We start from the raw sequence: 25,019 nt of genomic DNA, 5'->3' as shown, positions 1-25,019 counted from the left end.
CCCGACAGCTCCTCGCCCAGCAATTCCACCTCCGCGCGCCCGTGGTATTCGAACGTGTAGGTGAGCTTCTTGCCATGCGTCACCACGCCAATGGCCATGGTGGAGTTCGCCGGCACAGCGTTGGGCTCCGCGAAGGGGCCTCGCACCACGACCCCCAGATAGGAACGCTTGTCCTCCCGCGACTTGATGCGCACGAGCGTCTGGGACGCAAGCCGATGCAGCTCCTCCTTCGTGGACAGGACCGTGATGAGGTTGTCGTTGCTCGCGGAGGTGTCGAAGTGGGTAAACCCCACCGCGTGCTCCAACTCGGGATTGATCTGGGTCGTCGCCGCCTTCTTGCGGAGGGCTTCCAGCTCGTTCCGGGCCGCTTCGGGCATAGGGATGGCGACTTCGCTCTTCACGATTGCGGGACCTGGCGGACCCGCAGGGGCAGGGGGACGACCCGCTGGCGCGGCGGGAGGCCGCGCGCCGTTGGGCGGAACCGTTGGCTTGGAGGGGGCGCCCGGGGCAGCAGTCGGTGGTGGCGGCCGTGCCCCCGGTGCACCCGGTGGGGCCGCGCCAGGGCCGTTGGGTCTCTGGGGAGGTGCTCCCGCTGGAGGCGCTCCCACGGGCCGGGCCGATGGTGCCGTACGCTGCGGGCCAGCACTTGCGTTGGGCGCCGGAGTCGCACTGCCAGCGACCGTCGGGTGGGCCACTCCGTTGCGTGGCGCGGCCGGTCCCTGGGTTGTGTTCTTGGTGTTGTCAGACATGGTGGTGATTCCCCCCACTAGCGGTGCGGCTTGCGTCCGTTGAAGTACTGAAGGCTTCTGTCCGCCTGTGCGTAGGCGTCGTGGATAAGGCCCTGGAAAGAGTCTGCGCCAAAGGCATTGCGACAGTGCGTCTCCGCGACATCCAGCAGCATGGGAAACCCCAACTCCGGGCGCACGATGCTGTCCGCGATGGCGACCGCCGCGGCCACGTGTACGTGGTCGACATGCGCATAGAAGATGTGCGGCGGTGCGCTGTTGGAGGCACGGAACAACCCCATCACCACCTTGGGGCAATACTTTTTCACGAAGTGGGTCGCCTGCCCGAGGCCCTCAGTGTCGTACTTCCACACCCGGAGGATGTCGTCGCCGAAGCGCTCCAGGGTTTCGAGGATGGCGAACTCACCCGCGTCGAGGGCGTGCCCCAGAGTGAGGAGACCCCGGTTGTCCATCTCCGACGGAACAAAGACGAACCTGGACTGCTCCTCCATGAGACGGGTAAGCATCTTCAGGGAGAAGTCCAGCAGCCCCGCATAGCCAGAGCCCGTGATCAGCTCATAGGCAAAGGGATTGCCGTGGCCCATGCGCCACTCCGTCTCCAACTTCTCCACGAGGATGGCGCGTTCGGCGTATGTGCGGATGCCTCGCCGTGCCAGTCGGGACAGGCTGTCCGGGCCGTTGCGACCGGGATGCGAGCGGTCCTCCCGCATGTTGATGTAGGCCTCCGCCTCCGCGTACGGATTCTCCACATCGATGGCCACTTCCCGGCGGAAGAGCCGCTGCGAGAACATTCCTGAGGTTCCTCTGTAACTAACCGCGCCAATGCCAATCTGGGTGATGTCCAGGGGCAGGGTCTCATGGGAGACCGAGATGCCATTGACGCCTCCCACCTGACCCGCGAACAGCAGGCCGTCGTGGACTGCAGCCAATTGCTCGGCGCTCACCTGATACACGCCCGCGCCAATCGACGCGTGAGGGCCGTTCTTCAACTTCGGCAGGAGATCCCGACGGATGGTGGACCGGAGTTCGTCCTCCTTCCGCATGGCGCCACCGATTTCGGCTTGGTAGCGCTCCATGATGGCCTGGATGTCGAATCCTTCAGCCCAGGTTTCCAGATTGAGCGTTCGACCCAACTCTTCTCGAAATGAGGCCTGGAAGTCATCGTCCCCCGACAGTTCGTCGTCGTCGTCATCCGGCGGAATGCTGCCGCTCATGATCACCCTTGTTCGTCACCGAGTAATGAAGCGATGGAGAAGCGGGGCCGGCCTTCCTCGCGCCGCAGCGCCCGTGCATAGCTCTGTGCCTCGACCGCAGGCAGTCCGAAGAAGCGCTCGAGCCGCGCTTCTCCTTCCTCCGCCGGGCCGTCCTTCAACACCTCGCGGGCGAGCTTCGTCGGCGCAAGCCATTCCAACGCCAGCCGGTCCGCGCGCTGCTCTGCCCTGGCCACCCGTCCGGTCGCGACGGCCCCGGACTCACTCCGGTCCATGAGATGGACCTGCACTCCGATGGGCACCCCATTCAGCGCTGCCGCCAGGGATTCCTCGCGCGTGGCCGAGCGCTTCTGGTCCAGGACGTCCCGGATGTCTTCACCAAAGAAGTCCAGGGCCCGGCGCCGGGGCTGGAGATGATCCAGAACGAAGTGCCCCAACTCATGTGCCAGGGTGAAGCGCTGAACGTTGGGGGGTTCGTTCTTGTCGAAGAAGAGGATGCCCTTGCCCGCGAAGGCCACCATGCACCCGTACATGGAGCGATAGGCGATCTCCTGGTCCCTTCCACGCTGGGCCAGCCACTGACGCACGCGTTCCGACGTCAGCCCCCGGAGCCCCACCGGTGTGACGGGCAGGGCCAGGAGTGCGTCGGACGCGAGGTCGCGGGGAAAGGACTCCGGCGGAGGCAGGCCGCTTACACGAAGGGCCTCACTCAACCAGGGGAGGGTCATGGCTTGCGGCCGCCGTCCCGGGGACGATCCTTCGCGGCGAGCAGGAGAGGCCCCCTGTCCCTGCTGGTTTCTCCGTTCGAGGCGTCCGTGTCCAGGGCGTCCATGACCTCGACCCGGCGGAGCACCGAGACCAGGGCGGAGGGCGTCACGTCGAACCGCCGGCAGATGTCCTTCACCTGTTCGATGAACGCGTCGCCTTCGGGCCGGCGGCACAGGGCGAGCAGGTTCAAGGTATCCAGTGTGCAACCGAGCTCTTCAGCGAGCGCCTCCGCGGTGCAGTCTTCCAGCACCTGGTAGGTGCCGAACACGTTGCCGAGCATGCCGGGCTCCACCGTGCTGCGCTCCGCCGCTCGCTTCAGCCAATCAGGATTCTTCATCGGGGTCCTCCTTGCAGAGGCTCTTCAGACGCTTCATCAGCCGGTCGTAATGGCGCTTCACGACCTGCCGCATCTGGTCCTGGGGGAGGTGCGTCAGGCCCAGGACCTCCGCCCATGACTCCGTGGAGCGTGAGTCCGTGATGATGAGCCGGATGCAGGCCTGGTCCCGGTCGTCCAGGCCCAAGGCTTCAATCTTCCGCACCAGTCTCTCCACCAGCTGCTTCATTTCCACGTACTCCTCCAAGGAGACATTCGGAGGTGGCGGTTCGACTTCGACCTGCACCCGCATTTTTTCTTCCCGCTGGGCTCTCGCGGAGGAGGAGCGGTAGCGGTCCCAGGCCTTGTAGCGGGCAATCTGGACCAGGTAGGCACTCATGCTGCCCTTGCCCGGGTCGAACTTGTCGGGTTCCTTCAGGTAGGCGAACAGCGCGTCGATGGCGGAGTCATGGGCGTCATCGTCCGAGCACTTCGTCTGCCGTTTCAGCATCCGGAACAGCGGGTCCATGAACGTCAGGAAGAGGTCCACGGAAGCCGTCGGTTCCTTGCCCAGAATTCGCTCGTGAAGGTCCCACTCCTTCTCGCGTTTCATCCCCCACTCCTCACCGGCATGCGTTTGCCCGCTTTCAGGTTTGGCTACGGTCCCGTCTGGACTTTCGCTACAGCCCTGTTGAGTTCGACGGCGGAGCGTCTGGGCCCGAGCCGGGAGGTTGGCGAAGTGGAGGATCGGTGTCTGTACCCCAGAGGGGGTAGTGCCCGACGGGACAATGGGTCCGCGGCGATCCCCTGGATCGACAAGGACCCTGGCCTCCGTGTTGGAGATCAGGGTCCCTGGATTCGCCGGTATCACCGGAATGAGATGTCTCAGTATTCGTCGAACAATCGCTGGATACGCTCCGACCTTCAGGTCTTCGTCAGCGCCCGCTGCAACAACACGTGGGATCAGGGTGGGTTGAATCCACCCTTCCTTCCCGCTCAGTGCAGCTCTGGAGGAAGCACGCCCCCGGCCTTCATCCACTCATCAATGGTCCTTCGCACCTCGTCCTGGAGGTCCCTCCCGATGCGCGCGTACGCGTCGTCCTCCAGGTTCGCCAGGGACACCCGGGCCGACCAGGGCGGGCCGCCGAAGCCGCTGCCATTGAGCAGCACCACGCCGTGGCGCCGCGCCAGCGTGAAGATGATGTCCAGCGGGTCGTGGTGCTCCTCGACGAAACGCACGAAGTCCTCGCCAATGTGCTCCCGGCACCAGGCCTCCAGGTCGAGCGTCTGGTAGTAGGCCGTGCGCAGCGGGTCCTCTGGCAGGGGGACGCCCAGGCCCTCGAAGAGGGCCTTCAGCCGGTCCTGGCAGATGCGCTGACAGCGCTTCTTGTAGAAGTCGCCCGGGTCCAGGAGCGAGAACAGCGAGAAGAGCGTCATCTGGAGCTGCTGCGGCAGCGACAGGCCCGCGGTGTGGTTCAGCGCCACCGCGCGGCTGTCCGCCACCATCCGGTCGATGAACTTCAGCTTCCCCGGGTTCAACGTGATGGAGCCATACCGCTCCTCCATCCGCGCCCGCCGCGCCGGGGGCTGACGCGCGAGCGCCTCGTCGAGGATGTTGTCCTCGTGCAGCGCCACGACGCCCAACCGCCAGCCCGTGCAGCCGAAGTGCTTGGAGTAGGAGTAGACGAGCAGCGTGTTGCGCGGCAGGTCCGCCGCCAGGGAGCGGAAGCCGTTGACGAAGGTGCCGTAGACGTCGTCGGTGAGGATGAGCAGGTCCGGCCGGCGCGTGCGCACCAGCTCCACCAACCGGTCGACGGACTCCTGCTGGATGGCCACCGCGCCCGGGTTGGAGGGATTGACGACGAAGAACGCCTTGATGCGCGGGTCCTCCAGCTTGCGCAGCTCCGCGTCCGGGTATTGCCACGTTCGGACGCCGTCCTTCGTCTGGGCGCTCTGCTGGATGTCCACCGTGTGGAGCGAGAACTCCTCCAGGTGGGGAATCCCCAGGTACGGCGTGAAGATGGGCGCGCCCAGGGCGATGGTGTCTCCCTTCTGGAGCAGGCCGTTCACCATCAGCGAGCGGAAGATGTAGGTCATCGCGGCGGTGCCACCTTCGACCGCGAAGAGGTCGAAGCGCCCGGGCGGCGGACGGTCCGCGAACAGCTCCCGCGCCAGGTACTCCTGCACGATGCGCTCCGCGTGCACGAGCATCCGGTCGGGCACCGGGTAGTTGTCTCCGATGACGGCGTCGGTGAGCTCCCAGACGAAGCGGTCCGGGTTGAAGCGGAGCGTGGACTCGCCGTAATCCAACGCGTCGCGCAGCAGTTGCACGGCGGCGTCATCGTCGCTCGCGTTCAGGAAGTCATGCAGGCGGCGCGCGATGCCCGGGGACCTGGGCATGCCCGAAAGCCCCACGCCGGGCTCATTCCAGACGCGCCGGCTCTCCGCGAGCGCGAACTGACCCAGCAGGAAGAAGGCCTCGCGGGGCGTGGTGGCGATCCAGTTGGGATTGCCCCGCCCCGCATTGAGCATCACCGCCGCGCGGGTCTTCACGGCCTCGTCGGCGACCTGGATGAGCTCGTCCTTCAGCTCGAATGGACTGAGTCTGCGCAGCTCGCTGTCGGACGGGGACTCCTGTTCTCCCGCGGACACGCTGTCCTGGGACGTGTGCTCGGTCATGTCGCCCTCCTTCCGCCTCCGTCCAACGGTGACTCGCCCCCGGGACGCAGGCCATGTGCCTGGAGGGCAGGGGGAGCGGCACCAGCGGGCGTTGCCCTGGTGGCGCGCTGGACGCGGCGGGTGGGCCTGTCTCGATGAAAAAACACGACCGGTGAGCGCACTCAGGCAGGCGGCGACGAAAGAAGGGGCAAGGTCGGACAGACAGTCCGCCGCAGACCGCCGGAGTGGATACCCGCCATGCCCTCTTTGAATTGCCGTGTCGCTGATACCCAGCGCGAGCTGGATGACGCGCTCCGCGTCCGCTGGGAAGTGTTCGGGGTGGAGCTGCGGATGCTGGGGGACAAGAAGCCGCAGGCGCCGCGTGAGGCCAACTGCTTCGACACGCTGCCGACCACCGCGCACGTCGTCGTCTACTCGGGCGAGGAGGCGGTGGCGACCGCGCGCCTGCTGCTGCCCAACGCCGAGGTGGCGGCTTCGGCGGGCAGCCTGCTGGGGCTCGACATCGAGCGGAAGCTGGACCTGTCGGAGATCGCCGCGCCGGGGCGGGTGTTCGCGGAGACGACGCGCTACTGCGTGCGCCGCGACTGGCGCAACTCCGCGGTGCTGCGCCTCCAGGCGTGCCTCTACCGCGAGAGCCGTCGGCGGGGCGTCACCCATTGGATCGCCGCCGCGAACATGGAGACCGACAGCGTCGAGGAGGCGAGTCTCATCTACCGCGCCGCCGCGCGCCGGGGCTGGGTGAGCGACCGCTTCCACGTGCGGACCCGCGAGTTTCCCCCGCCGCCGCGCGAGCCCGTGGCGATGCGACTTGGCCCCACGGAGCTCGAGCGCGCCAGGCACGGCGCGTTGGACGGACTGAAGATGCCGCCGGTGCTGTCGCTCTTCGCGGACAAGATGGGCGCGCGCTTCATCGGGCCGCCCCACTACGACACGGCGTTCCACCGGTTCACGGTGCCGCTCGTCGCCGCCCTGGATGAGATTCCGCGCCGCACGCTGAGCCTCTTCGACTCGCTGGACGCTGACGCCGCCTGAAGCCGGGCCGGTTCGCTCCTTTCTTCCCCTTCACCCTTCAACCCACCCAACACCGGACCCTCGCGGGGCCCGGAGCAGGAGACGTGTATGTGCAAGCAGCCGAAGCAGGATGAGACGCTGAAAGCGACGGACTGGATGGCTTCCCTGCGGCATGAGGCGCGGATGCTCGTGCGGGAGCTGGATGCGAAGCCCGGCGCCCGGCGCCTCTTCGAGGGCCGCATCCGCCAGGACGACTACGTCCACTACCTGGTGCAGACGTACCAGTACGTGCGCTGGAGCACGGGGTTCCTCCAGGACTCGGGTGAGCGCATGAAGAAGGAGGGCCAGCACACCGCGCTCGCGGACCTGCTGATCCAGAAGGCCGGGGAGGAGAGCGGCCATGAGAGGTGGCTGCTGGCGGACCTGAAGAACCTGGGGTGGTCGGCGGAGCGGGTGGAGAGTGAGCCGGCCTGCTCCGCGGTGCGTGCCTACGTGGAGTGGAACCGCTTCACCACGCTGTCGGGCGTGCCCACCGCGTTCCTGGGCACGGCCTACGTGCTGGAATACCTCTCCGTGGAGCGCGCCCCGGGGGCGGTGGACCGGCTCATCGCGGACAGCGGCATCCCGAACATCCACAAGGCCGTCACCTTCCTGCGCGGCCACGGCAACGCGGACGGCGACCACGTGGCCGAGCTGGAGGCGGTGCTGAGCCAGCTCACGTCCCCGGAGGAGCAGGCCGCGCTGCTCCTGTCGGCCCGCACCACGCGCGCCCTGTTTCCGAGCTTCTTCCGGGAACCCTGACGGCGCCATCCCCCGGAAGAGGTAAAGACAGTCAACGCCCGTCTGGACATCCTGCGCCCCGAACATCGACCTCGTGGGGCGTCACACAAGCATGAAGACTCATCGGATGTTGGCAGTGGTGGCTGGACTGGTTTTCGCGGGCTGTGGCGGTGACGAGGACCCGGGGGACAACACTCCCCCGGTGACGTGCTCTGCGTCGAATTGCACGGGCTGCTGTTTCAACAACACCTGCCAGACGGGGAACACCGCTTCCGCGTGTGGCAAGGCCGGGGCCACGTGCAAGGTCTGCAACGCGGCCCAGGTGTGCAAGACGGACCAGAGCTGTGGCGTGGATCCGGCGGGTGTCTGGTTCGTCCAGCCGGTGTCCGCGCAAATCACGGCCAGCAACAATGGCACGGCATGGGATGCGGACGGCTCTGCTCCGGATGTCTTCGTGGAGATGCTCTGTCCGGGGTCGACCGTGGGCACCTTCACTCCGGAGGTGCAGAGCTACACGCCCGCCTGGACCTCGGGGGGATGCACCGCGACAGCCGGCCGTCTGCTCGCGGAGCCGTGGGCATTCCGCGTCTGGGACAGTGATGTCAGCGTCAACGACACCATCACCGGAGTCCTCCTGTACCAGTTCAAGGAGGAGAACTTCTCCGCGGGCAGTGTCACGCTCCAGCCTGCCGGGGGGATGACGTCGATCACCCTGGGCGTGCGGAAGCAGCCGTAAGGCGTTGTCTCGTGATGAGAAGGGGCCCGGGGCAAACAGCCTCCGGGCCCTTGTTTCGTCCCGCCGCTCACCCTGGCTTCTGCCTCCAGGCCGCGTGGTAGAGCAGGTCCGTGCGGCTCTCCATGCCCAGCTTGGGGAAGATGTTGCGCAGGTGGGTCTTCACCGTGTTGAGCGTCAGCCCCAACTCGTGGGCGATGGTCTCGTTCGCCCAGTTGCTGAGCACGCCCTGGACGACGTCCGCCTCCCGCTTGGAGATCTTCTGCCGCCACTGCTCCGGCATGGGGATCGCCCGGGAGTGCTCCTGGAACACCAGCGCCCAGGGCCTGCTGCCCCGCTGCTCGGGCAACTCCACGAACGTCACCTTCAGGTCGCGCTGCTGCCCCGAGCGCACCCACGTGTCCACGCCCAGTTTCCGCTCCGCGCCCGGGGCCCTGAGCTTGCGCAGGTGCTCCCTCACGTCCGACGGAAGTTGGGCGTCGTGGCCCTTCATCTCCGGATACCAGCGCTTCAGCAGCTCCGTCGCGCCCGGCGTCCTCAACCGCTCGTGCTCCGGTGGATCCAGCACGACGCACTCGGCGCCCTGGTAGCGGAAGAGCGCGTCCAGCAGGTCGCCGCGCATCGCCTCGCTTCCGAACATCCGGCAGTTGCGCACGGTGTTCACCAGGTAGGGCGTCAGCCAGTCGAGGAGCGCCTGCTCGTGCGCGGAGAAGGGCTGGGTGTGCTCCCGGTACAGCGTGAAGCCTCCGTGCCAGTCCTGCCGCAAGTCCAACAGCACCGCCATCACGTGCTCCAGCGGCAGCCCCAGCTCCCGGCAGCGCAGGTACAGGAGGCTGCGCTTCAACTCCCGGCGCGACAGCATGTCCGAATCCCGCAGCGCCACGTTGGGTCGCTTCATCACCGCCTCGCGCACGAAGTCCACCGCCGCCAGCTCCGGGTAGTGCGCGAAGAGGACCCCGGGGGCCCCCAGGCCCAACCACTCATAGTCGCCGGGGCGCTCCGGCCGTGACACGCACAGCGCCGCGTAGTCGGCGGGCAGCAACTGCGTGATGGTGCCCTGCGCGCGCGCCAGCACCTCCGTCAGGTCCAGGGAACTGGAGAGCGCCTGGGTCAATTCGGAGATGAGCGCCTGCTCGCGCGCGTTGAGGTTCATCGGGCCTCCCAGCCGGTACATGCAATGACATACCGGTGGGAGCCGCCTGGGTCTGTAACCCGCAAGGGGTATGGACGGGCCCCGGAGTGGGAAGCCCGTCCATGCCTGTCATTGCGGGGCGCGTGAAGCTAGTTGCCCGCGCTGCCCTGGGCGGGCGGCGTGCCCGTGGTGGGGCTGGCGGAGCTGCCCATCTGCTTGTTCTTGTCCCAGGCCGGCGGCGTCACTTCCATCTGCGCGCCCTTGTTGCCCGGGGTGCCGGTGTTCGGGACGCTCGGCTGTAGGACGGACCCTTCGCCCGTGGTGTTGCTGCCCTGCTCCGGGGTGCCGGAGCCGCCCACACCCTCGTCGATGCGGTCCGGATCCGCGACGCTGTCCGCGCCGTCGTCATCCGGCTGGAGGACGCCCGAGCTACCGGAGCCTCCCGTGGCCCGGTCCCAGCGCTCCGCGCTGTCCTGTGGCGCGTCGGTGCTCGGCTGCTCCAACGGCGGGGTGGTGTGGTCGGTGTGGCTCTGCGCGAACGCCTGTCCGGAGACGGCGAGGGTGGCCAGTGCTGCAAACAGGGGGAGCTTCATCGGTGACGCTCCTTCGGAAGAACGGGTTGGTTCTCCCAAGGTGGCGACCGTTGGGTGGGAAACAAGCGCTTGACGCACACCCGGCCCCGGGCCGCATTCCCGCTGGCAGGGCGGGCAGGCAGCCTTCAGCCGGCGAGCGCCTTGGGCGGCACGATGCCCACCGCCCACGCGGTGAGCTTGCGCAGCAGCGCCGCGCGGTCCTCCGGGACGGAGAAGAGGTGGTCCGCGCGCGGATAGAAGGCGTACGTGACGCGGTTCTCCAGCTTCAGCGGGGAGAACATCTCGTAGAACTGGCGCTCGTAGTTGAAGGAGAGCCCCATGCCTCCGGAGAACACGAAGCAGAGGCTCACGCCCCGCTCCAGCAGCTTCGCGTAGTCCTCCGTCAGTCGCGCCTGCTCCGGGTACTCGCGCGTGTAGACCTCGTCCGCCTCGCCGGCTTCACGCAACTGGGAGGGCAGCTTTCGCTTGCGCAGGAAGCGGGTCCAGCGGCGGGGGCTCAGGTAGCGCAACTGGAAGCGCAGGTGGTAGCCCACCGTGCGGTACGTGTAGCCGTCGATGAAGGCCGCGCCCACCACGCGCGGATCCTGCACCGTCACCGAGTGCACGCTGTCCACGCCGGAGCACAGGCCGACGAGCGCGAAGTGGCGCTGGCCCTTCTTCTGCTCCAGGTAGTCGAGCGCGGCGCGCGTCTCCTCCCGGGCTCGCGCGAACTCGTCCGGCCCGCCCTCGCGGCGCGGGCGGCTGTCGCCCAGGCCGGACAGGTCGAATCTCAGCGTGGTGAAGCCGCGCGCCGCCAGTTGCCGCGCCAGCTCCACCCACAGCCGGTACGGCCCCACGTGGTGGTTCAATCCCACGTTGGAGAGCACCACCGCGGGCGCTCCCGGCAGCACCTTCGCCGGATCCGGCTCCGTCAGCACGCCCACGAGGCTCTGCTCGGGGCCGAAGGAACAGATGCGTTCGCGGATCACGCGGCCTCCTTCAGGAGCGAGGTGATGGTCTGCAGGACGCGGTTGGACAGGAGCGCGGACTCCTGACCGCCTCCCGCGCCCGCCTCTTCCTGCACGAGGTGGTTCTGGAAGGGCAGGCCGCTCGCCTCCAGGCGCATTTGGAGGCGCTGGTACTCCGGCTTGGGCCCGGCGGCCACCAGGTGCGTGCGCGTCGAGGGCCACGCGGGCATCGCGGCCAGGTCCAGCGCGAGGATGTCGTCGCGCAGGGCCCGGGGGAAGGCGAAGCCGAGCAGCTCCTCGCGCACCTCCAGCGGACTGTCCAACTGGGGGAACAGGGTGCGGGTGGCGCGGCGGGCCTGGAGCAGCTCCAGCTCCTTCAGGTAGGCGGCCCCCTCCACCAGCGGCTCCCAGAGCACGAGCCCCGCGGTGGACAGGCCCTCCGCCGCGGCGCGCACGGCGAGCGCCGCGCCCAGGCGCATGCCCACGAGCGCCACGCGCTGCACGCCCGTCATGTCCTGAAGTTCGGCGACGGCGAGCCGGATGTCCTGGATCCAGGAGGCCACGCGGCCCTCGTGGACCTCTCCGGCGGAGTCTCCGGTGCCGTAGTAGTCGAAGCGGAAGACGTGGAAGCCTTCCCGCGCGAGCATCCCGGCCAGTTTCCGGAAGGCCCAATGCGTCAGCATGTACTCCTGGGCGGCCGGATAGCAGAGCACCACCCCGGTGGCGCGTTCAGCGCCCTGGGCGGGGTGGTGGATGCCGAAGAGCTGTCTTTCGGAGCTGCCGAAGAAGCAGGGCGTCACGGTGGGACCATTCTCCTCGAAGGGTCGCTCAGTCCGAGCGCCCCGGAAGTTTCCCCTTCAGCTTATTGAACAAGCGTTGCGCCAGGGGAACAGAAGTCTCCGGGGTGGCAATCTTTGTCGGGGTGGCCGGCTGCGTCGGGCGGGCCACCGGCGCCACGGGCGTGAACTGGGACGCCACCTGCTCCAGGGTGTTGAGCAGCAGGGTGCGCGGGTGCAGGACCTGTCCCAGCTCCTTCTGCACGCGCATCACCACCTGGAACGACAGCAGCGAGTGGCCGCCGATGTTGAAGAAGTTGTCGTGCACGCCCACCTGCGCGATGCCGAGCACCTCCCGCCAGATGCGCGCCAGCTGCTTCTCCATCTCCGTGCGGGGCGCGACGAAGGCGTCCTCGGTGGGACGCGCGGCGCCGGCCGGGGGCGGCAGGGCCTTGCGGTCCACCTTGCCGTTGGGCGTGAGCGGCAGCGCTTCCAGCTCCACGAAGTGCTGCGGGACCATGTACTGCGGAAGCTGCGAGCGCAGGTGCTTGCGCAGCTCCGTGTCCGTGTACGCCTGTCCCGGCTTCGACACGAGGTACGCGACGAGGCGGCGGTCACCGGGCCGGTCCTCGCGCACGAGGGCGACGGCCTGGGCCAGCGAGGGGTGCGAGGCGAGCGCCGCCTCGACTTCACCCAGCTCGATGCGGAAGCCACGCAGCTTCACCTGCGAGTCATTGCGTCCCAGGTACTCGACGGTGCCGTCGGCCAGCCAGCGAGCGAGGTCGCCGGTGCGGTACATGCGCTCGCCCTGGCGGAAGGGATTGGGCAGGAAGCGCTCCTGCGTCAGCTCCGGGCGGTGGAGGTAGCCCAGGGTGACGCCGTCGCCGCCGATGTAGAGCTCGCCGGCGACGCCGACGGGCACGGGGGCCAGGTGGGCGTCGAGCAGGTAGAGCTGGGTGTTGGCGATGGGGCGGCCGATGCGGATGGAGGAGAGGGGAGGCTGCACGCGCCAGGTGGTGGACCAGACGGTGGTCTCGGTGGGGCCGTACATGTTCCAGAGGCTGCCGACGCGGGCGAGCAGGGCCTCGGCCAGTTCGCGAGGCAGGGCCTCACCGCCGCAGAGGGCCTTGAAGCCCGGGCGGGGCTGCCAGCCGGCCTCCAACAGCAGACGCCAGGTGGAGGGCGTGGCCTGCATGACGGTGACGCCGTTGGACTCCAGCGCGGCCTTCAACAGGGGCCCGTCGGACGCGGTGTCACGCGAGGCGAGGACGACCTGGGCGCCCGTGGTGAGCGGGAGGAAGAGCTCCAGGACGGCGATGTCGAAGGAGAGCGTGGTGACGGCGAGCAGGACGTCCTGGGCGGTGAGGCCCGGGGCCTCCTGCATGGTGCCGAGGAAGTTCACCACCGCGCGGTGCGGGACGCGCACGCCTTTGGGCTTGCCCGTCGAACCCGACGTGTAGATGACGTACGCCACCTCCTCCGGCGAGACGGAGAGCGGCTCGGGGGCCGTGTCCGCCTGCGAGGTCGTGTCCTCGACGAAGAGAGCCTTCGCGGTGGTGGAGGGCAGCGTGCCCTGGAGCGCGCGCTGGGTGAGGACGAGCGAGAGCTGCGCGTCCTCGACCATGAAGGCGAGGCGCTCGGGCGGGAAGCCTGGATCCAACGGGACGTAGCCGGCGCCGGCCTGGAGGATGCCCAGCAGGCCGACGACCATTTCGGGGCCGCGCTCGGTGAAGAGGCCGACGAGGCTGCCGGGGGTGACACCCGCCTGCTTGAGGGCGTGGGCCACCTGATGGCCGCGCTGGATGAGCTGACGGTAGGTGAGCGTCGTGGCGCCGGAGCGCAGGGCGACCGCGTCAGGCGTGGCTTCGGCCTGGGCGGCGACGAGGGTGTGGACGAAGGCCTCGCGGTTGAAGGGCCAGGTGGTGGCGTTCCAGTCCACCAGCACGCGCTGCTTCTCCGCCTCCGGCAAGAGCGGCAGGCGCGCGACGGGCACCTCCGCGTCCGACACCGCGGCGCGCAGCAGCGTGCGGATCTGCTCGAGCATGCGGACGACGGTGTCCCGCTCGAACAGGTCGGTGTTGTAGTCCATGCCGCCGACGATGCCGTGGGCCGTCTCCTTCACCCAGAAGCTCAGGTCCAGCGGCGTCGCGTGCGCGTGCACGTGCACCTGGCCGTAGGTGAGGGCGCCCAGGGTGGAGTTGCGGTTGCGCACGTCCTGGAAGGTGAAGAACGTCTGGAACAGCGGCGTGCGGCTCAGGTCGCGCTGCACACCCAACTGCTGGAGCAGCAGCTCGATGGGCATGTCCTGGTGGCCGAAGGCCTCCATGCACGTGGTGCGGACGCGCTCCAGCAACTGCCGGAACGTCAGCTCCGGTCCCATCTGCGTGCGCAGGACGAGCGTGTTGACGAAGAAGCCGAGCAGGTCCTCCACCTCGGGGTGCGAGCGACCCCGGATGGGCGTGCCCACCACCAGGTCCTCCTGGCCCGAGTAGCGGTGCAGCAGCGTCTTGAAGGCCGTGAGCAGCACCATGTACAGCGTGGCGTTCGACTCACGCCCCAGCTTCGTGAGCGCGTCCACTTCCGCCCCGGTGAGGACGAAGGGCTCGGTGCCGCCCTTGAGGCTCATCTGCGCGGGACGCGGCTTGTCGGTGGGCAGCTCCAGCGCGGGCAGGTTCCCGGAGAGCTTCTGCCGCCAGTAGCGGGCCTGGCGCTCCAGCTCCTCGCCCTGGAGCCAGTTGCGGTGCCACTCGGTGAAGTCCGCGTATTGGATGGGCAGGGCCGGCAGCTTCGGCTCCTTGCCCTGCGTCAACGCGGCGTAGAACACGTCCAGGTCGCGCAGGAACACGTCGAACGACCACCCATCCCAGATGAGGTGATGGGGCATGAAGAAGAGGACGTGCTCGTGCGCACCCAGCCGGAACAGGGTGAGCCGGAACAGCGGGGGCGCGGTGATGGGGATGGACTCGTCCGCCAGCGCCTGGAGGCGGCGCAGCAGGTCCTCCTCGCGCTGGTTCGCGGGCACCGGCTCCAGATCCACCGGCTCCAACTCCACCTTCAGCGACGGTTCAACGTGCTGCACCGGCGTGCCTTCATCCCAGCGGACGAAGGTGCGCAGGGCGGAGTGACGCTCCAGCAGCATGTTGAAGCTGCCCGTCAGCGCGCCCACATCCAGTTCCCCGAAGATGCGGAACGCCGCAGGCAGGTTGTAGACAGCGGTGCCCTGGTTGAGCTGCTCCAGGAACCACAGCCGCTGCTGCATCAACGAGAGCGGGGCGGGCGCCGTGCCCGAGCGCGGCGTGATGCGCTGCGCGGGGCTCGTGGCCCCATCGTCACCGCGCACCAGCCGGGCCAGCTTCTCCACGGTGGGCGCTTCGAACATCCGGCGCAGCGTGAGGCTGACGTCCAGGTCCCGGCTCGCGCGCGTGAGGGCCTGCGAGGCCAGCAGCGAGTGTCCGCCGAGCCGGAAGAAGTCGGCCGTGACGCTCACCCGGCGAAGGCCCAGCACGTCGGCGAAGATGTCCGCCAGCTTCTGCTCCGTCTCATCACGGGGCGCGACGTACGCGTCCTCGTGCGAGCCCACCTGCGGCGAAGGCAGGGCCTTGCGGTCCACCTTGCCGTTGGGCGTGAGCGGCAGCGCGGGCAGCGCCACGAAGTGCTGCGGCACCATGTACTCCGGCAGCCCCTGCTTGAGGTGCGCGCGGAGGGCTTCGTCCGGGGGCGTCGTCTGACCGGGGCGCGCGATGAGGTACGCGACGAGGCGGCGGTCGCCGGGCCGGTCCTCACGCACGAGGGCGACGGCCTGGGCCAGCGAGGGGTGCGAGGCGAGCGCCGCCTCGACTTCACCCAGCTCGATGCGGAAGCCACGCAGCTTCACCTGCGAGTCATTGCGTCCCAGGTACTCGACGGTGCCGTCGGCCAGCCAGCGAGCGAGGTCGCCGGTGCGGTACATGCGCTCGCCCTGGCGGAAGGGATTGGGCAGGAAGCGCTCCTGCGTCAGCTCCGGGCGGTGGAGGTAGCCCAGGGTGACGCCGTCGCCGCCGATGTAGAGCTCGCCGGCGACGCCGACGGGCACGGGGGCCAGGTGGGCGTCGAGCAGGTAGAGCTGGGTGTTGGCGATGGGGCGGCCGATGCGGATGGAGGAGAGGGGAGGCTGCACGCGCCAGGTGGTGGACCAGACGGTGGTCTCGGTGGGGCCGTACATGTTCCAGAGGCTGCCGACGCGGGCGAGCAGGGCCTCGGCCAGTTCGCGAGGCAGGGCCTCACCGCCGCAGAGGGCCTTGAAGCCCGGGCGGGGCTGCCAGCCGGCTTCCAACAGCAGACGCCAGGTGGAGGGCGTGGCCTGCATGACAGTGACGCCGTTGGACTCCAGCGCGGCCTTGAGGAGCGCACCATCGGACGCGGTCTCGCGCGAGGCGAGGACGACCTGGGCGCCGGTGGTGAGCGGGAGGAAGAGCTCCAGGACGGCGATGTCGAAGGAGAGGGTGGTGACGGCGAGCAGGACGTCCTGGGCGGTGAGGCCCGGGGCCTCCTGCATGGTGCCGAGGAAGTTCACCACCGCGCGGTGCGGGACGCGCACGCCCTTGGGCTTGCCCGTCGAACCTGACGTGTAGATGACGTACGCCACTTCCTCCGGGGAGACGTCCAGGGCTGGGGGCGCGGACTCGGGCTGCGAGGCCGTGTCCTCCAGCACGAGTGGCTTCACGGTGGTGGAGGGCAGGGACGCCACCAACGACTGCTGCGTGAGGATGGTGGAGAGCTTCGCGTCCTCGACCATGAAGGCGAGGCGCTCGGGCGGGAAGCCCGGATCCAGGGGGACGTAGCCGGCACCGGCCTGGAGGATGCCCAGGAGACCGACGACCATGTCGGGGCCGCGCTCGGTGAAGAGACCGACGAGGCTGCCAGGGGTGACACCGGCCTGCTTGAGCGCGTGGGCCACCTGATGGCCGCGCTGGACGAGCTGGCGGTAGGTGAGCGTCGTGGCGCCGGAGCGCAGGGCGACGGCGTCGGGGGTGGCCTCGGCCTGGGCGGCGACGAGGGTGTGGACGAAGGCTTCGCGGTTGAAGGACCGGGTGGTGGCGTTCCAGTCCACCAGCACGCGCTGCTTCTCCGCCTCCGGCAAGAGCGGCAGGCGCGCCACCGGGGTCTCCGCGTCGGCGATCACGCCCCTCAGCAATTCTTCGTAACACGCCATCCAGCGGCGAACCGTGGAGCCCTCGAAGAGGTCGGTGTTGTACTGGCACTCCAGCACCACGCGGCCATGGGCCTCGGCCGCGTTGATGAAGAGGTCGAAGTTCTCGAAGTGGCGCGGGTTGCTCGCCAGGGTGCAGGTGAGGCCCTGGAACGCAAGCTGCTCACCCGTGACGGCCTGATCCACGTTGAACAGCACGTTGACCAGCGGCAGGCGGCTGGGGTCTCGCGGCAGCGCGAGCTGCTTGAGCAGCGTGCCGAAGGTGTACTCCTGGTGCTCGTAGGCATCGAGCATCGTGGTGCGCAGCTGCTTGAGCACCTGGGTGAAGGGCGCCTCCGCGGACACGTTGCTGCGCAGGGGCAGCGCGTTCACGCAATGGCCGACCAGGTTCTTCAGCCCGGCCACGGACTGGCCCGCGGCGGGGATGGCGACCACCACGTCCTCCAGCCCGGTGAGCCGGTGCAGCAGCGCCTTGAAGCCCGCGAGCAGCGTGGTGAAGAAGCTGCCGCCGTGGCGCGCGCCCACGCGCTTGAGCTGTTCGACGAGCGCGGGCTCCAGGACGTAGTCCTCGCGCCGGGAGCTGTACGTCTTCGACGGCGGACGGCGCTTGTCCAGCGGCAGCTCCAGCACCGGCAGCGTGCCGGAGAACTTCTGGAGCCAGTAGCGCTCGTGCGCCGCGTACTCCGCCGTCGTGGCCAGCTGCTGCTGCGCCAGCGCGTAGTCGCTGAACAGGGGCGCGGGCGTGATGTCCGGCTGCACCCGACGCACCTGCGCCGAGTAGAACGTCGCCAGGTCGCGCAACATCACCGCCATGGACCAGCCGTCGCACACGATGTGATGCGCGGTCAGCGTCAGCAGGTGCTGGTCCGCGGCGAGCTTCACGAGCCTCGGGCGCATCAGGGGACCGGACTCCAGGGGCAGCGGCGTCTCCACCTCGTGGGACACCAGCTCCCGGACCCGGGCCTCGCGCTCGGAGGAAGGCAGCGCGTCCAGCTCCAGCACGTCCAGCATGACGGGCATCGTGGCCGCCACGCACAACGTGAGGCCATCCGCGCTGAACGTGCTGCGCAGCGCTTCGTGCTGCTCCACCAGGTCCTGGAGCGCCGAGCGCAGGCTCTCGACGTCCAGCGGGCCCTGGAGCCGGACGGACATGGACTCGTTGAAGGCACACGACGCGTCGGGGCCCATCTGAACGCCGGTCCACACCTCGCGCTGGGGCTCGGTGGACGGGACGGTGAGCTGAAGAACAGGCCCGGCGAACGGATCGAAGTCGTCGGGAAGGTCCTGCGTCTCGGGCGTGGAAGGGTTCGGGGTCTTCATCGGGTCTCGCTCAACTTGACGAACTTGCCGGGCTGCGACGGGTGCGGGACGAACCAGGCGGGGTTGCCCTGCGGATCACGTCCCAGACGTGCACCGGGCACCGGAGGCTGGTTGGCGTCGAAGGCCACGGCCGCGGGGGCCTGCGTCTGACGGGCCTTGCCCGGCAGGAAGCCCGCGTCCTGCAGCTCCGTGACGCTGTCCTGGAACGCGTTGATGAGGCGCTGGAGGTCCGCGTCCGTGTGGGCGGTGGTGAAGAAGCAGGGGAAGCCGTCCCAGATGTGGATGCCCTTGTCACGGAGCAGGCAGAACAGCAGGTCCCCGTGGGAAATGTCCGCCGTGACGAACGTCTTCCACAGCGAGCCGAAGTGCTTGATGCGCAGGGGCGCGCCCACCTCGTCGAAGAATGCGTTGAGCGTGTTCGCGAGCTTGTCCGCCTTCGCGCTCACGCTGCGCTGAAGCTCCGGACCCGCGGCCTTCATGTGCTCCAGCGCGGCCTTCGCGGCGGCGAGCGCCAGCGGGTGGCGCACGAACGTGCCGGCGAAGTACGTCACGCCCACCGTGGGCACGGAGTCGTCGCCGAACTGCCAGTGGCCGCCGTCCAGCGCGTCCATGAACGGGCGCTTGCCCGCGATGACGCCAATGGGCATCCCGCCGCCCACGACCTTGCCGTAGGTCGCCACGTCCGCCTGCACGCCGAACACCGCCTGGGCGCCGCCCGGGTGCATGCGGAAGCCGGTGATGACCTCGTCGAAGATGTAGACGGAGCCGGACTTCTGGGTGAGGTCGCGCAGCTGGTGCAGGAACTCGCGCGGCTGGAAGTCGGGGCGCCGGCTCTGCACCGGCTCCACCATGATGGCCGCCAGCGAGTCCGCGCGCTGACGCAGGATTTCGAGCGACTCCGGCGTGCCGTAGTCCAGCACCAGCACGTCCTGCACCGCGCCCGCCATGATGCCCGGGGCGGCCGGCACGGTGCGCAGGCTCTTGGTGCCGCGCACCAGCACCTCGTCGAAGATGCCGTGGTAGCTGCCGGCGAAGATGGCCACCGTGCTGCGGCCGGTGACGGTGCGCGCGATGCGCAGCGCTCCCATCACGGCCTCGGAACCGGTGTTGCACAGGGCCGCGCGGTCCGCGCCGGTGAACTCACAGACGAGCTTCGCCACCTCACCCGCGAGCGGGTGCATGGGCCCCAGCTCGTAGCCGTCGTCCACCTGCTTGTGCACCGCCTGGGTGATGAAGTCCGGCGCGTGGCCGAACATCACCGAGCCGAAGCCGTTGAGCGCGTCCAGGTACTGGTTGCCGTCCACGTCCCAGAGCTGCGAGCCCTTGGAGCGGTTCACCGCCAGCGGGTAGATGAGCTCCTTGAGCAGCGGCCGGAAACCCGTCACCACGCGCGGGTCGGACAGCTGGCTCCGGTTCTCCTGGGCCGCGCGCTTGGAGCCCTGCGTCTTCGCGTTGTAGCGGCGGGTGAAGTCCTCCAGGAATGTCTGCTGCCGGGGCGTGAGCGCGTCCTTCGGCGCGAGGCTGATGCGCGCGATGGCGCCGAAGGCCTTCTTCACGTCGTACTTCACCGGGCCCTTCAGGTCGGCCTCGTCCGCCGGGGCGGCGACGGGCGCGGCGGCGGCGGGAGCCTCCGGGGCCACGGCCACCGGAGCGGCCTGGACCTGCACGGGCGCGGCCTGGACCGGCGCGGGCGCGGAGACCGCGGCCGGCTGACCGGACAGGATGGCCAGCTGCTGGGTCATCAGCCGCAATTGCTGCTCGATGACCGCCTGGAGCGTGCCGGCGGGCGCGGACGGAGCCTGCGCCTGGAACTGGAACGCGGGCGCGCTGGCGACCGGCGCGGCGGCGACGTGCTGTTGCGCGAGGATGTTCGCGGCGAGCTGCGCGGGGGCGCTCGGACCAGCGGCCACGGGAGCGGGCGCGGCCTCCGGAGGCATCCGACCGTCGAGGAACGCGGCGAGGTCGCCCAGCGACGGCACCTCTTCGAGGAGCTGCCGGAAGGTGACCTTCACGCCGAACTGCTTCTGCACCGCGAGCGCCGCCTGCGTGAGCACCAGCGAGTCGAGCCCCAGCTCCAGGAAGCTCGCGCTTGCGTCGGCATCGCCGAGCTCCAGGCCGCTGAGTTCCTCGAACAGGTTGCGCAGGGTGGGGATGAGACGTTCAGCGCGGGGGGCAGGGGCGGTGCTCACGGCGACTCCGGTGGAGGGTGTGGAGGCGGGCACGGGCGCCCGCTCAAGGTCGATCCAGTGGCGCTGCCGCTGGAAGGGATACGTGGGAAGGGTGACGCGCTGGCGCTGCTCGTCGGCATGGAACGCCGACCCGTCCAGGGGAACGCCCCGGCGCCAGAGCTGGCCCGCGGCATTCAAGAGGGCGCTCCAGTCGGCCGTGTCGCCGCTGGACTCGCCCAGGGAGGTGAACACGCGGGCGCGCTGTTCGGCGGTGGCCTGCTGCCGCGCCAGCGTGGCGAGCGTCACGCGCGGGCCCACTTCCAACAGCAAGTGGTCGCCTTTGTCCCAGAGCGTGCGCAGCGCGGGCGCGAAGCGGACCGTGTCGCGCAGGTGTCGCGCCCAGTAGTCGGGGGACGTCGCCTCGGCGGGCGTGAGCCACGTGCCCGTCGCGGTGGAGACGATGGGGATGCGCGGCTCCGACAGGCGCATGCCCTTCACCGTCTCGAGGAAGGGCGCCACCGCGGCGTCCATCATCGGCGAGTGGAAGGCGTGCGACGTCTGGAGCAGCCGGCTCGCCGCGCCTTCCGCCTCCAGCGTGGTCTGCAGCCGCAGCACCGCGTCCGTGGGACCGGAGACCACGCACAGGCGCGGCCCGTTGTCCGACGCGATGGCCAGCCCGTCCGTCAGCCGGGGCGCGAGCGCTTCGGCGGGCAGGCGCACCGACAGCATGCTGCCCGGCGCCTGCGCCTGCATGAGCTGCCCGCGCTTCGCGACCAGGTGCAGCGCGTCCTCCAGCGTGAAGACACCCGCGAGGCACGCGGCGACGAACTCGCCCACGCTGTGGCCCACGAGCGCGCCCGGCCGCACGCCCCAGCTCCACCAGAGCTGCGCGAGCGCGTACTCCACGGTGAAGAGGGCCGCCTGCGCGAACGATGTCTGGCGCAGGGCCTCGGCGGCTTCAGGGGACTCGGGGTCCTTCGGAAAGAGCACCTCGCGCAGGTCGCGCCCGAGCAGCGGCTTCAGCACCTCCGCGCACGCATCCACCGTGGCGCGGAAGGCGGGCGCGTGGCGGTACAGTCCGTGCGCCATGTCCGGGTGCTGCGAACCCTGACCGGGGAAGAGGAACGCGAGGGGCGGGGTGGACTCCAGCGCGGTGGCTTCCGCCCCGGCCGCCGTCAGCGCCTTCACGGCCTCTTGCGCACTGCCCGCGACCACGGCCTTGCGGAACGGGAACGCCCGCCGGCCGGTGGACAGCGTGTGCGCCACGTCCGCGAGCGGAAGCTCCGGGTTCGCCTGGAGGTGCGCGGCCAGTCGCTCCGCCGCCTGCGTCACGGCCGCGGGCGTCTTCGCCGACAGCAGGAGCAGGTGGACGGGCTTCGACGGGCCGGAGGCAGGGCGCGCGGGAGCCTCCTCCACCACGACGTGCGCGTTGGTGCCGCCCACGCCGAAGGAGCTGACGCCGGCGCGCAGGGGCTCCGTGCCTTCGGGCCACGCGGAGCGCTTCGTCTGGACGAAGAAGGGGCTCTTGCCGAAGTCGATCTTCGGGTTGGGCGTCTGGAAGTGCAGCGTCGGAGGCAGCTCGCGGTGCTTCAGCGCGAGCACCGTCTTGAGCAAGCCCGCCACGCCCGCCGCGGCGGTGAGGTGGCCGAAGTTGCTCTTCACCGAACCGATGGCGCAGAAGCCGGTGTCGGTGGTGTGCGCGCGGAAGGCCTGCGACAGCGCCTCCACTTCGATGGGGTCACCCAGCGGCGTCGCCGTGCCGTGCGCTTCCACATAGCGGATGGTGCGCGGATCCACTCCCGCGTTCGCATGCGCCGTCGCGATGACGGTGGCCTGTCCCTCCACGCCCGGCGCCGCGAAGCTCATCTTGGCCGCGCCGTCGTTGTTGACGGCCACGCCGCGCAGCACCGCGTGGATGACGTCGCCGTCCGCCTGCGCGTCCGACAGGCGCTTGAGCACCACCGCGCCCACGCCGTCGCTGAAGAGCGTTCCGGTGGCGCTCGCGTCGAAGGGCCGGCAGTGCCCGTCCTGGGAGAGCATGCCGCCCTCCTGGTACAGGTGGCCGGACAACTGCGGCACCGTCACCGCCGCGCCGCCCGCCAGCGCCACGTCGCACTGGTGCGTCTGCAGGGCCCAGAACGCCTGCGCCACCGCGACGAGCGACGTGGAGCACGCGGTGTTGAGCGACAGGGCGGGCCCGCGCAGGTCCAGCTTGTGCGCGACGCGCGTCGCCACGTAGTCCTTCTCGTTGGCGACCATCGCCTGGAAGGCGCCCACCCGGCCCACGATGTCCTGACGGGGCTGGACGTGCAGCGGCTGGTAGCTGTTGTTGTGCGTGCCCGCGAAGACGCCGATGAGGCCCGGGTACGTCTCCGGCACGCAGCCGGCGGACTCCAGCGCGGACCAGGCCGTCTCCAGGAAGAGGCGCTGCTGCGGATCCATCACCTGCGCCTCCTTCGGCATGATGCCGAAGAAGCCCGCGTCGAACAGCTCCACGCCCTCCAGGATGCCACGCGCGCGCACGTACTCGGGTGCGTCCCGTTCGGCGGTGGCCACCGACGGATCCACTTCGTCACGCGTGAAGGTCGTGACGGATTCCACCCCGCCGACCAGGTTCTTCCAGAACGTCTCCACGTCGGGAGCGCCCGGGAAGCGGCCCGCCATGCCGATGATTGCCACCGGCTCCGAAGCCCCCGTCCCACCGGCCGCCTGCTGACGCTTCGCCTGCCGAGCCTCCACCTGCTGCTTGAGCGAAGGCCGCGACGCGTCCCCGGAGAGCACCGCCGCCAGCTGCGCCACCGTGGGCGACTGGAAGAGCTGGACGATGGGGATCTCCAGCCCGTGCTCCTGCCGCAGCCGCGCCACGCACTGGAGCGCGAGCAGCGAGTTGCCGCCCAGCTCGAAGAAGCTGTCGTGGATGCCCACCCGGTCGATGCGCAGCAACTGCGCCCACGACTCCGAAATCGTCCGCTCCAGCGGCGAGCGGGGCGCGACGTAGGCCTGCTGCAATTCCGGGCGCGTGGGCAGCGGGGCGGGCAGGGCGCGCCGGTCGATCTTCCCACTGGGCGTCCGGGGCAGGGTCTCCAGTACGACGAACGCGGAGGGCACCATGTAGTCCGGCACCCGCGTCCCCAGGTGACGCCGCAGCGTCCCGGCCGCGTGCTCCAGCGTGCCGTCCGGGACGACGTACGCCACCAGCCGCTTGTCGCCGGGCACGTCCTCGCGCGCCACCACCGCTACCTGCTTCACCGCCGGGTGGCTGCCGAGCGCGACTTCAATCTCGCCCAGCTCGATGCGGTAGCCGCGCACCTTCACCTGACCGTCGATGCGGCCCAGGAACTCCACGTTGCCGTCGGGCAGCACGCGCGCCAGGTCGCCGGTGCGGTACGCGCGCTCGCCGGTACCGGGGCGCAGCGGGTGCGCCACGAAGCGCTCCGCCGTCAAGGCCTCGCGGTGCAGGTAGCCGCGCGCCAGGCACACGCCCGCGAGGAACAGCTCGCCGGACTCGCCGTGCGGCACGGGCCGCTTCTGCTCGTCCAGGACCACCAGCTCGCAGCCGTCGATGGCCTTTCCGATGGGCGGCAGCGCGGGCCATGCATCCGGGGATCCCCGGAGCACGTAACTGGAGACGACATGCGTCTCCGACGGGCCATAGTGATTGTGCAGCGCGCAGCCCGGCAGCGCGGCGAAGAAGGCGCGCAGGTGGTGCGTCACCTGGAGCTGCTCGCCCGCGGTCACCACCTCACGCAGGGACGGCGGCACCTTCTGGTGGGAGGTGGCGATCTCCGACAGGCTCTGCAGCGCGATGAAGGGCAGGAACAGCCGCTCCACGCGCTCGTCCGCCAGCAGCTTCAGGAGCAGCACGGCGTCCAGCCGCAGCTCGTCCCGCACCAGCACCAGCGTTCCGCCCGAGCACCAGGTGCCGAACAGCTCCTGGAACGACACGTCGAACGACAGGGGCGAGAACTGCAACGTGCGCGTGCCCGGGCCGGCGATCGACTGGCCCAACTGCCACGTGATGAGGTTCGCGAGCGGCCCGTGCCCCATCGCCACGCCCTTGGGCGTGCCCGTGGAGCCGGAGGTGTAGATGGCGTACGCCAGCCCCTCCAGGCTCGACGCGTCCACCGGGGAGGCCGGAGCCTCCGGGGCGAAGAGGGCGGGGGACTCGTCCAGGCACAGCACCGGCCCGGCGAAGGCCGGCAGCCCCGCGCGCAGCTTCGCCTGGGTCAGCAGGACCGGCGCCTTCGCGTCCTCCAACATGAATGACAGACGCGGAGCGGGATAGGCAGGGTCCAGCGGAAGGTACGCGCCGCCGGCCTTGAGCACGGCCAGCACCGCCACCACCATCTCCACCGAGCGCTCCAGGCACACGCCGACGAGCACGTCCGTGGTGACGCCCAGTCCCTGGAGGTGGCGGGCAAGTTGGTTGGAGCGGCGGTCCAGCGCGGCGTACGTCAGCCCCACGCCCTCGAAGCGGACGGCCTCGGCCTCGGGGGTCCGAGCCGCCTGGGCCGTGAAACGCCCCACCACTGTCTGTCTGACCGCTTCATCCACGGACATATCCCCCAGGGCCATCCCGACTTTCTGTTTCTGAGCGTTCAAAGAGTAGAGGATGGGAAAGACAGGCCAAGCCGGTCCCCAAGCATGCCATGCC

At 69.5% G+C, this 25,019-nt stretch carries 14 protein-coding genes and 1 pseudogene; 3 read left to right on the top strand and 12 right to left on the bottom strand.

Annotated elements, in window-relative coordinates:
* From D7X74_RS45230 to aspD, 6 genes and pseudogenes are all read right to left on the bottom strand, one after another.
* Positions 1–749, bottom strand: a pseudogene (locus D7X74_RS45230) (DUF853 domain-containing protein); the annotation flags it as partial.
* A gap of 17 nt (positions 750–766) precedes the next feature.
* A complete protein-coding gene (locus D7X74_RS08965; protein WP_120532510.1) occupies positions 767–1,960 on the bottom strand; it encodes a hypothetical protein in 1,194 nt (397 codons plus the stop codon).
* Positions 1,961–1,962: 2 nt separating this feature from the next.
* Entirely contained in the window at positions 1,963–2,685 is a 723-nt protein-coding gene (locus D7X74_RS08960; protein ID WP_120532507.1) for an ImmA/IrrE family metallo-endopeptidase, read from the bottom strand.
* Positions 2,682–3,062, bottom strand: a complete 381-nt coding sequence (locus tag D7X74_RS08955; RefSeq protein ID WP_120532506.1) for a hypothetical protein — start codon at positions 3,060–3,062, stop codon at positions 2,682–2,684. Before D7X74_RS08955 ends, D7X74_RS08960 begins: the two co-directional genes overlap by 4 nt.
* Positions 3,049–3,651, bottom strand: a complete 603-nt coding sequence (locus tag D7X74_RS08950; RefSeq protein ID WP_120532505.1) for an RNA polymerase sigma factor — start codon at positions 3,649–3,651, stop codon at positions 3,049–3,051. The genes D7X74_RS08955 and D7X74_RS08950 overlap by 14 nt, the downstream gene beginning before the upstream one ends.
* 383 nt (positions 3,652–4,034) lie before the next feature.
* The gene (gene aspD / locus D7X74_RS08945) at positions 4,035–5,717 is read right to left on the bottom strand and encodes an aspartate 4-decarboxylase (protein ID WP_120532504.1); all 1,683 of its coding nucleotides are present in this window, start codon (positions 5,715–5,717) and stop codon (positions 4,035–4,037) included.
* A 237-nt stretch (positions 5,718–5,954) separates the two neighbouring features.
* Here aspD and D7X74_RS08940 point away from each other — a divergent pair, with 237 nt between their 5' ends.
* The 3 genes from D7X74_RS08940 to D7X74_RS08930 all read left to right on the top strand — a co-directional run bounded on the left by D7X74_RS08940 (position 5,955) and on the right by D7X74_RS08930 (position 8,244).
* Positions 5,955–6,749, top strand: a complete 795-nt coding sequence (locus D7X74_RS08940; protein ID WP_120532503.1) for a GNAT family N-acetyltransferase — start codon at positions 5,955–5,957, stop codon at positions 6,747–6,749.
* A gap of 87 nt (positions 6,750–6,836) precedes the next feature.
* Positions 6,837–7,529 (top strand): iron-containing redox enzyme family protein, encoded by a 693-nt coding sequence (locus D7X74_RS08935; RefSeq protein ID WP_120532502.1) that lies wholly within the window; start codon positions 6,837–6,839, stop codon positions 7,527–7,529.
* Between the two features lie 118 nt (positions 7,530–7,647).
* A complete protein-coding gene (locus D7X74_RS08930) occupies positions 7,648–8,244 on the top strand; it encodes a hypothetical protein (RefSeq protein ID WP_233602031.1) in 597 nt (198 codons plus the stop codon).
* A 67-nt stretch (positions 8,245–8,311) separates the two neighbouring features.
* Here D7X74_RS08930 and D7X74_RS08925 read toward each other — a convergent pair whose 3' ends face one another.
* The 6 genes from D7X74_RS08925 to D7X74_RS08900 all read right to left on the bottom strand — a co-directional run bounded on the left by D7X74_RS08925 (position 8,312) and on the right by D7X74_RS08900 (position 24,940).
* Positions 8,312–9,394 (bottom strand): helix-turn-helix transcriptional regulator, encoded by a 1,083-nt coding sequence (locus tag D7X74_RS08925; protein ID WP_120532500.1) that lies wholly within the window; start codon positions 9,392–9,394, stop codon positions 8,312–8,314.
* 128 nt (positions 9,395–9,522) lie between these two features.
* The gene (locus tag D7X74_RS08920) at positions 9,523–9,966 is read right to left on the bottom strand and encodes a hypothetical protein (protein WP_120532499.1); all 444 of its coding nucleotides are present in this window, start codon (positions 9,964–9,966) and stop codon (positions 9,523–9,525) included.
* A gap of 125 nt (positions 9,967–10,091) precedes the next feature.
* Positions 10,092–10,934 (bottom strand): alpha/beta fold hydrolase, encoded by an 843-nt coding sequence (locus D7X74_RS08915; RefSeq protein WP_120532498.1) that lies wholly within the window; start codon positions 10,932–10,934, stop codon positions 10,092–10,094.
* On the bottom strand, positions 10,931–11,713 hold the full coding sequence (locus tag D7X74_RS08910; protein ID WP_120532497.1) for an alpha/beta fold hydrolase: 783 nt from the start codon (positions 11,711–11,713) through the stop codon (positions 10,931–10,933). The genes D7X74_RS08915 and D7X74_RS08910 overlap by 4 nt, the downstream gene beginning before the upstream one ends.
* A gap of 28 nt (positions 11,714–11,741) precedes the next feature.
* Entirely contained in the window at positions 11,742–18,197 is a 6,456-nt protein-coding gene (locus tag D7X74_RS08905; protein ID WP_120532496.1) for a non-ribosomal peptide synthetase, read from the bottom strand.
* Positions 18,194–24,940, bottom strand: coding sequence for a polyketide synthase (locus tag D7X74_RS08900; RefSeq protein ID WP_120532495.1), 6,747 nt, complete (start codon positions 24,938–24,940; stop codon positions 18,194–18,196). Before D7X74_RS08900 ends, D7X74_RS08905 begins: the two co-directional genes overlap by 4 nt.
* Positions 24,941–25,019 lie beyond the last annotated feature (79 nt).

The organism is Corallococcus sp. CA047B, from assembly GCF_003612065.1.
In the GTDB taxonomy this organism is placed as follows: domain Bacteria; phylum Myxococcota; class Myxococcia; order Myxococcales; family Myxococcaceae; genus Corallococcus; species Corallococcus praedator.
Note: the sequence above shows the minus strand (reverse complement) of the source record. Positions and strands in the feature narration are given on the sequence as shown.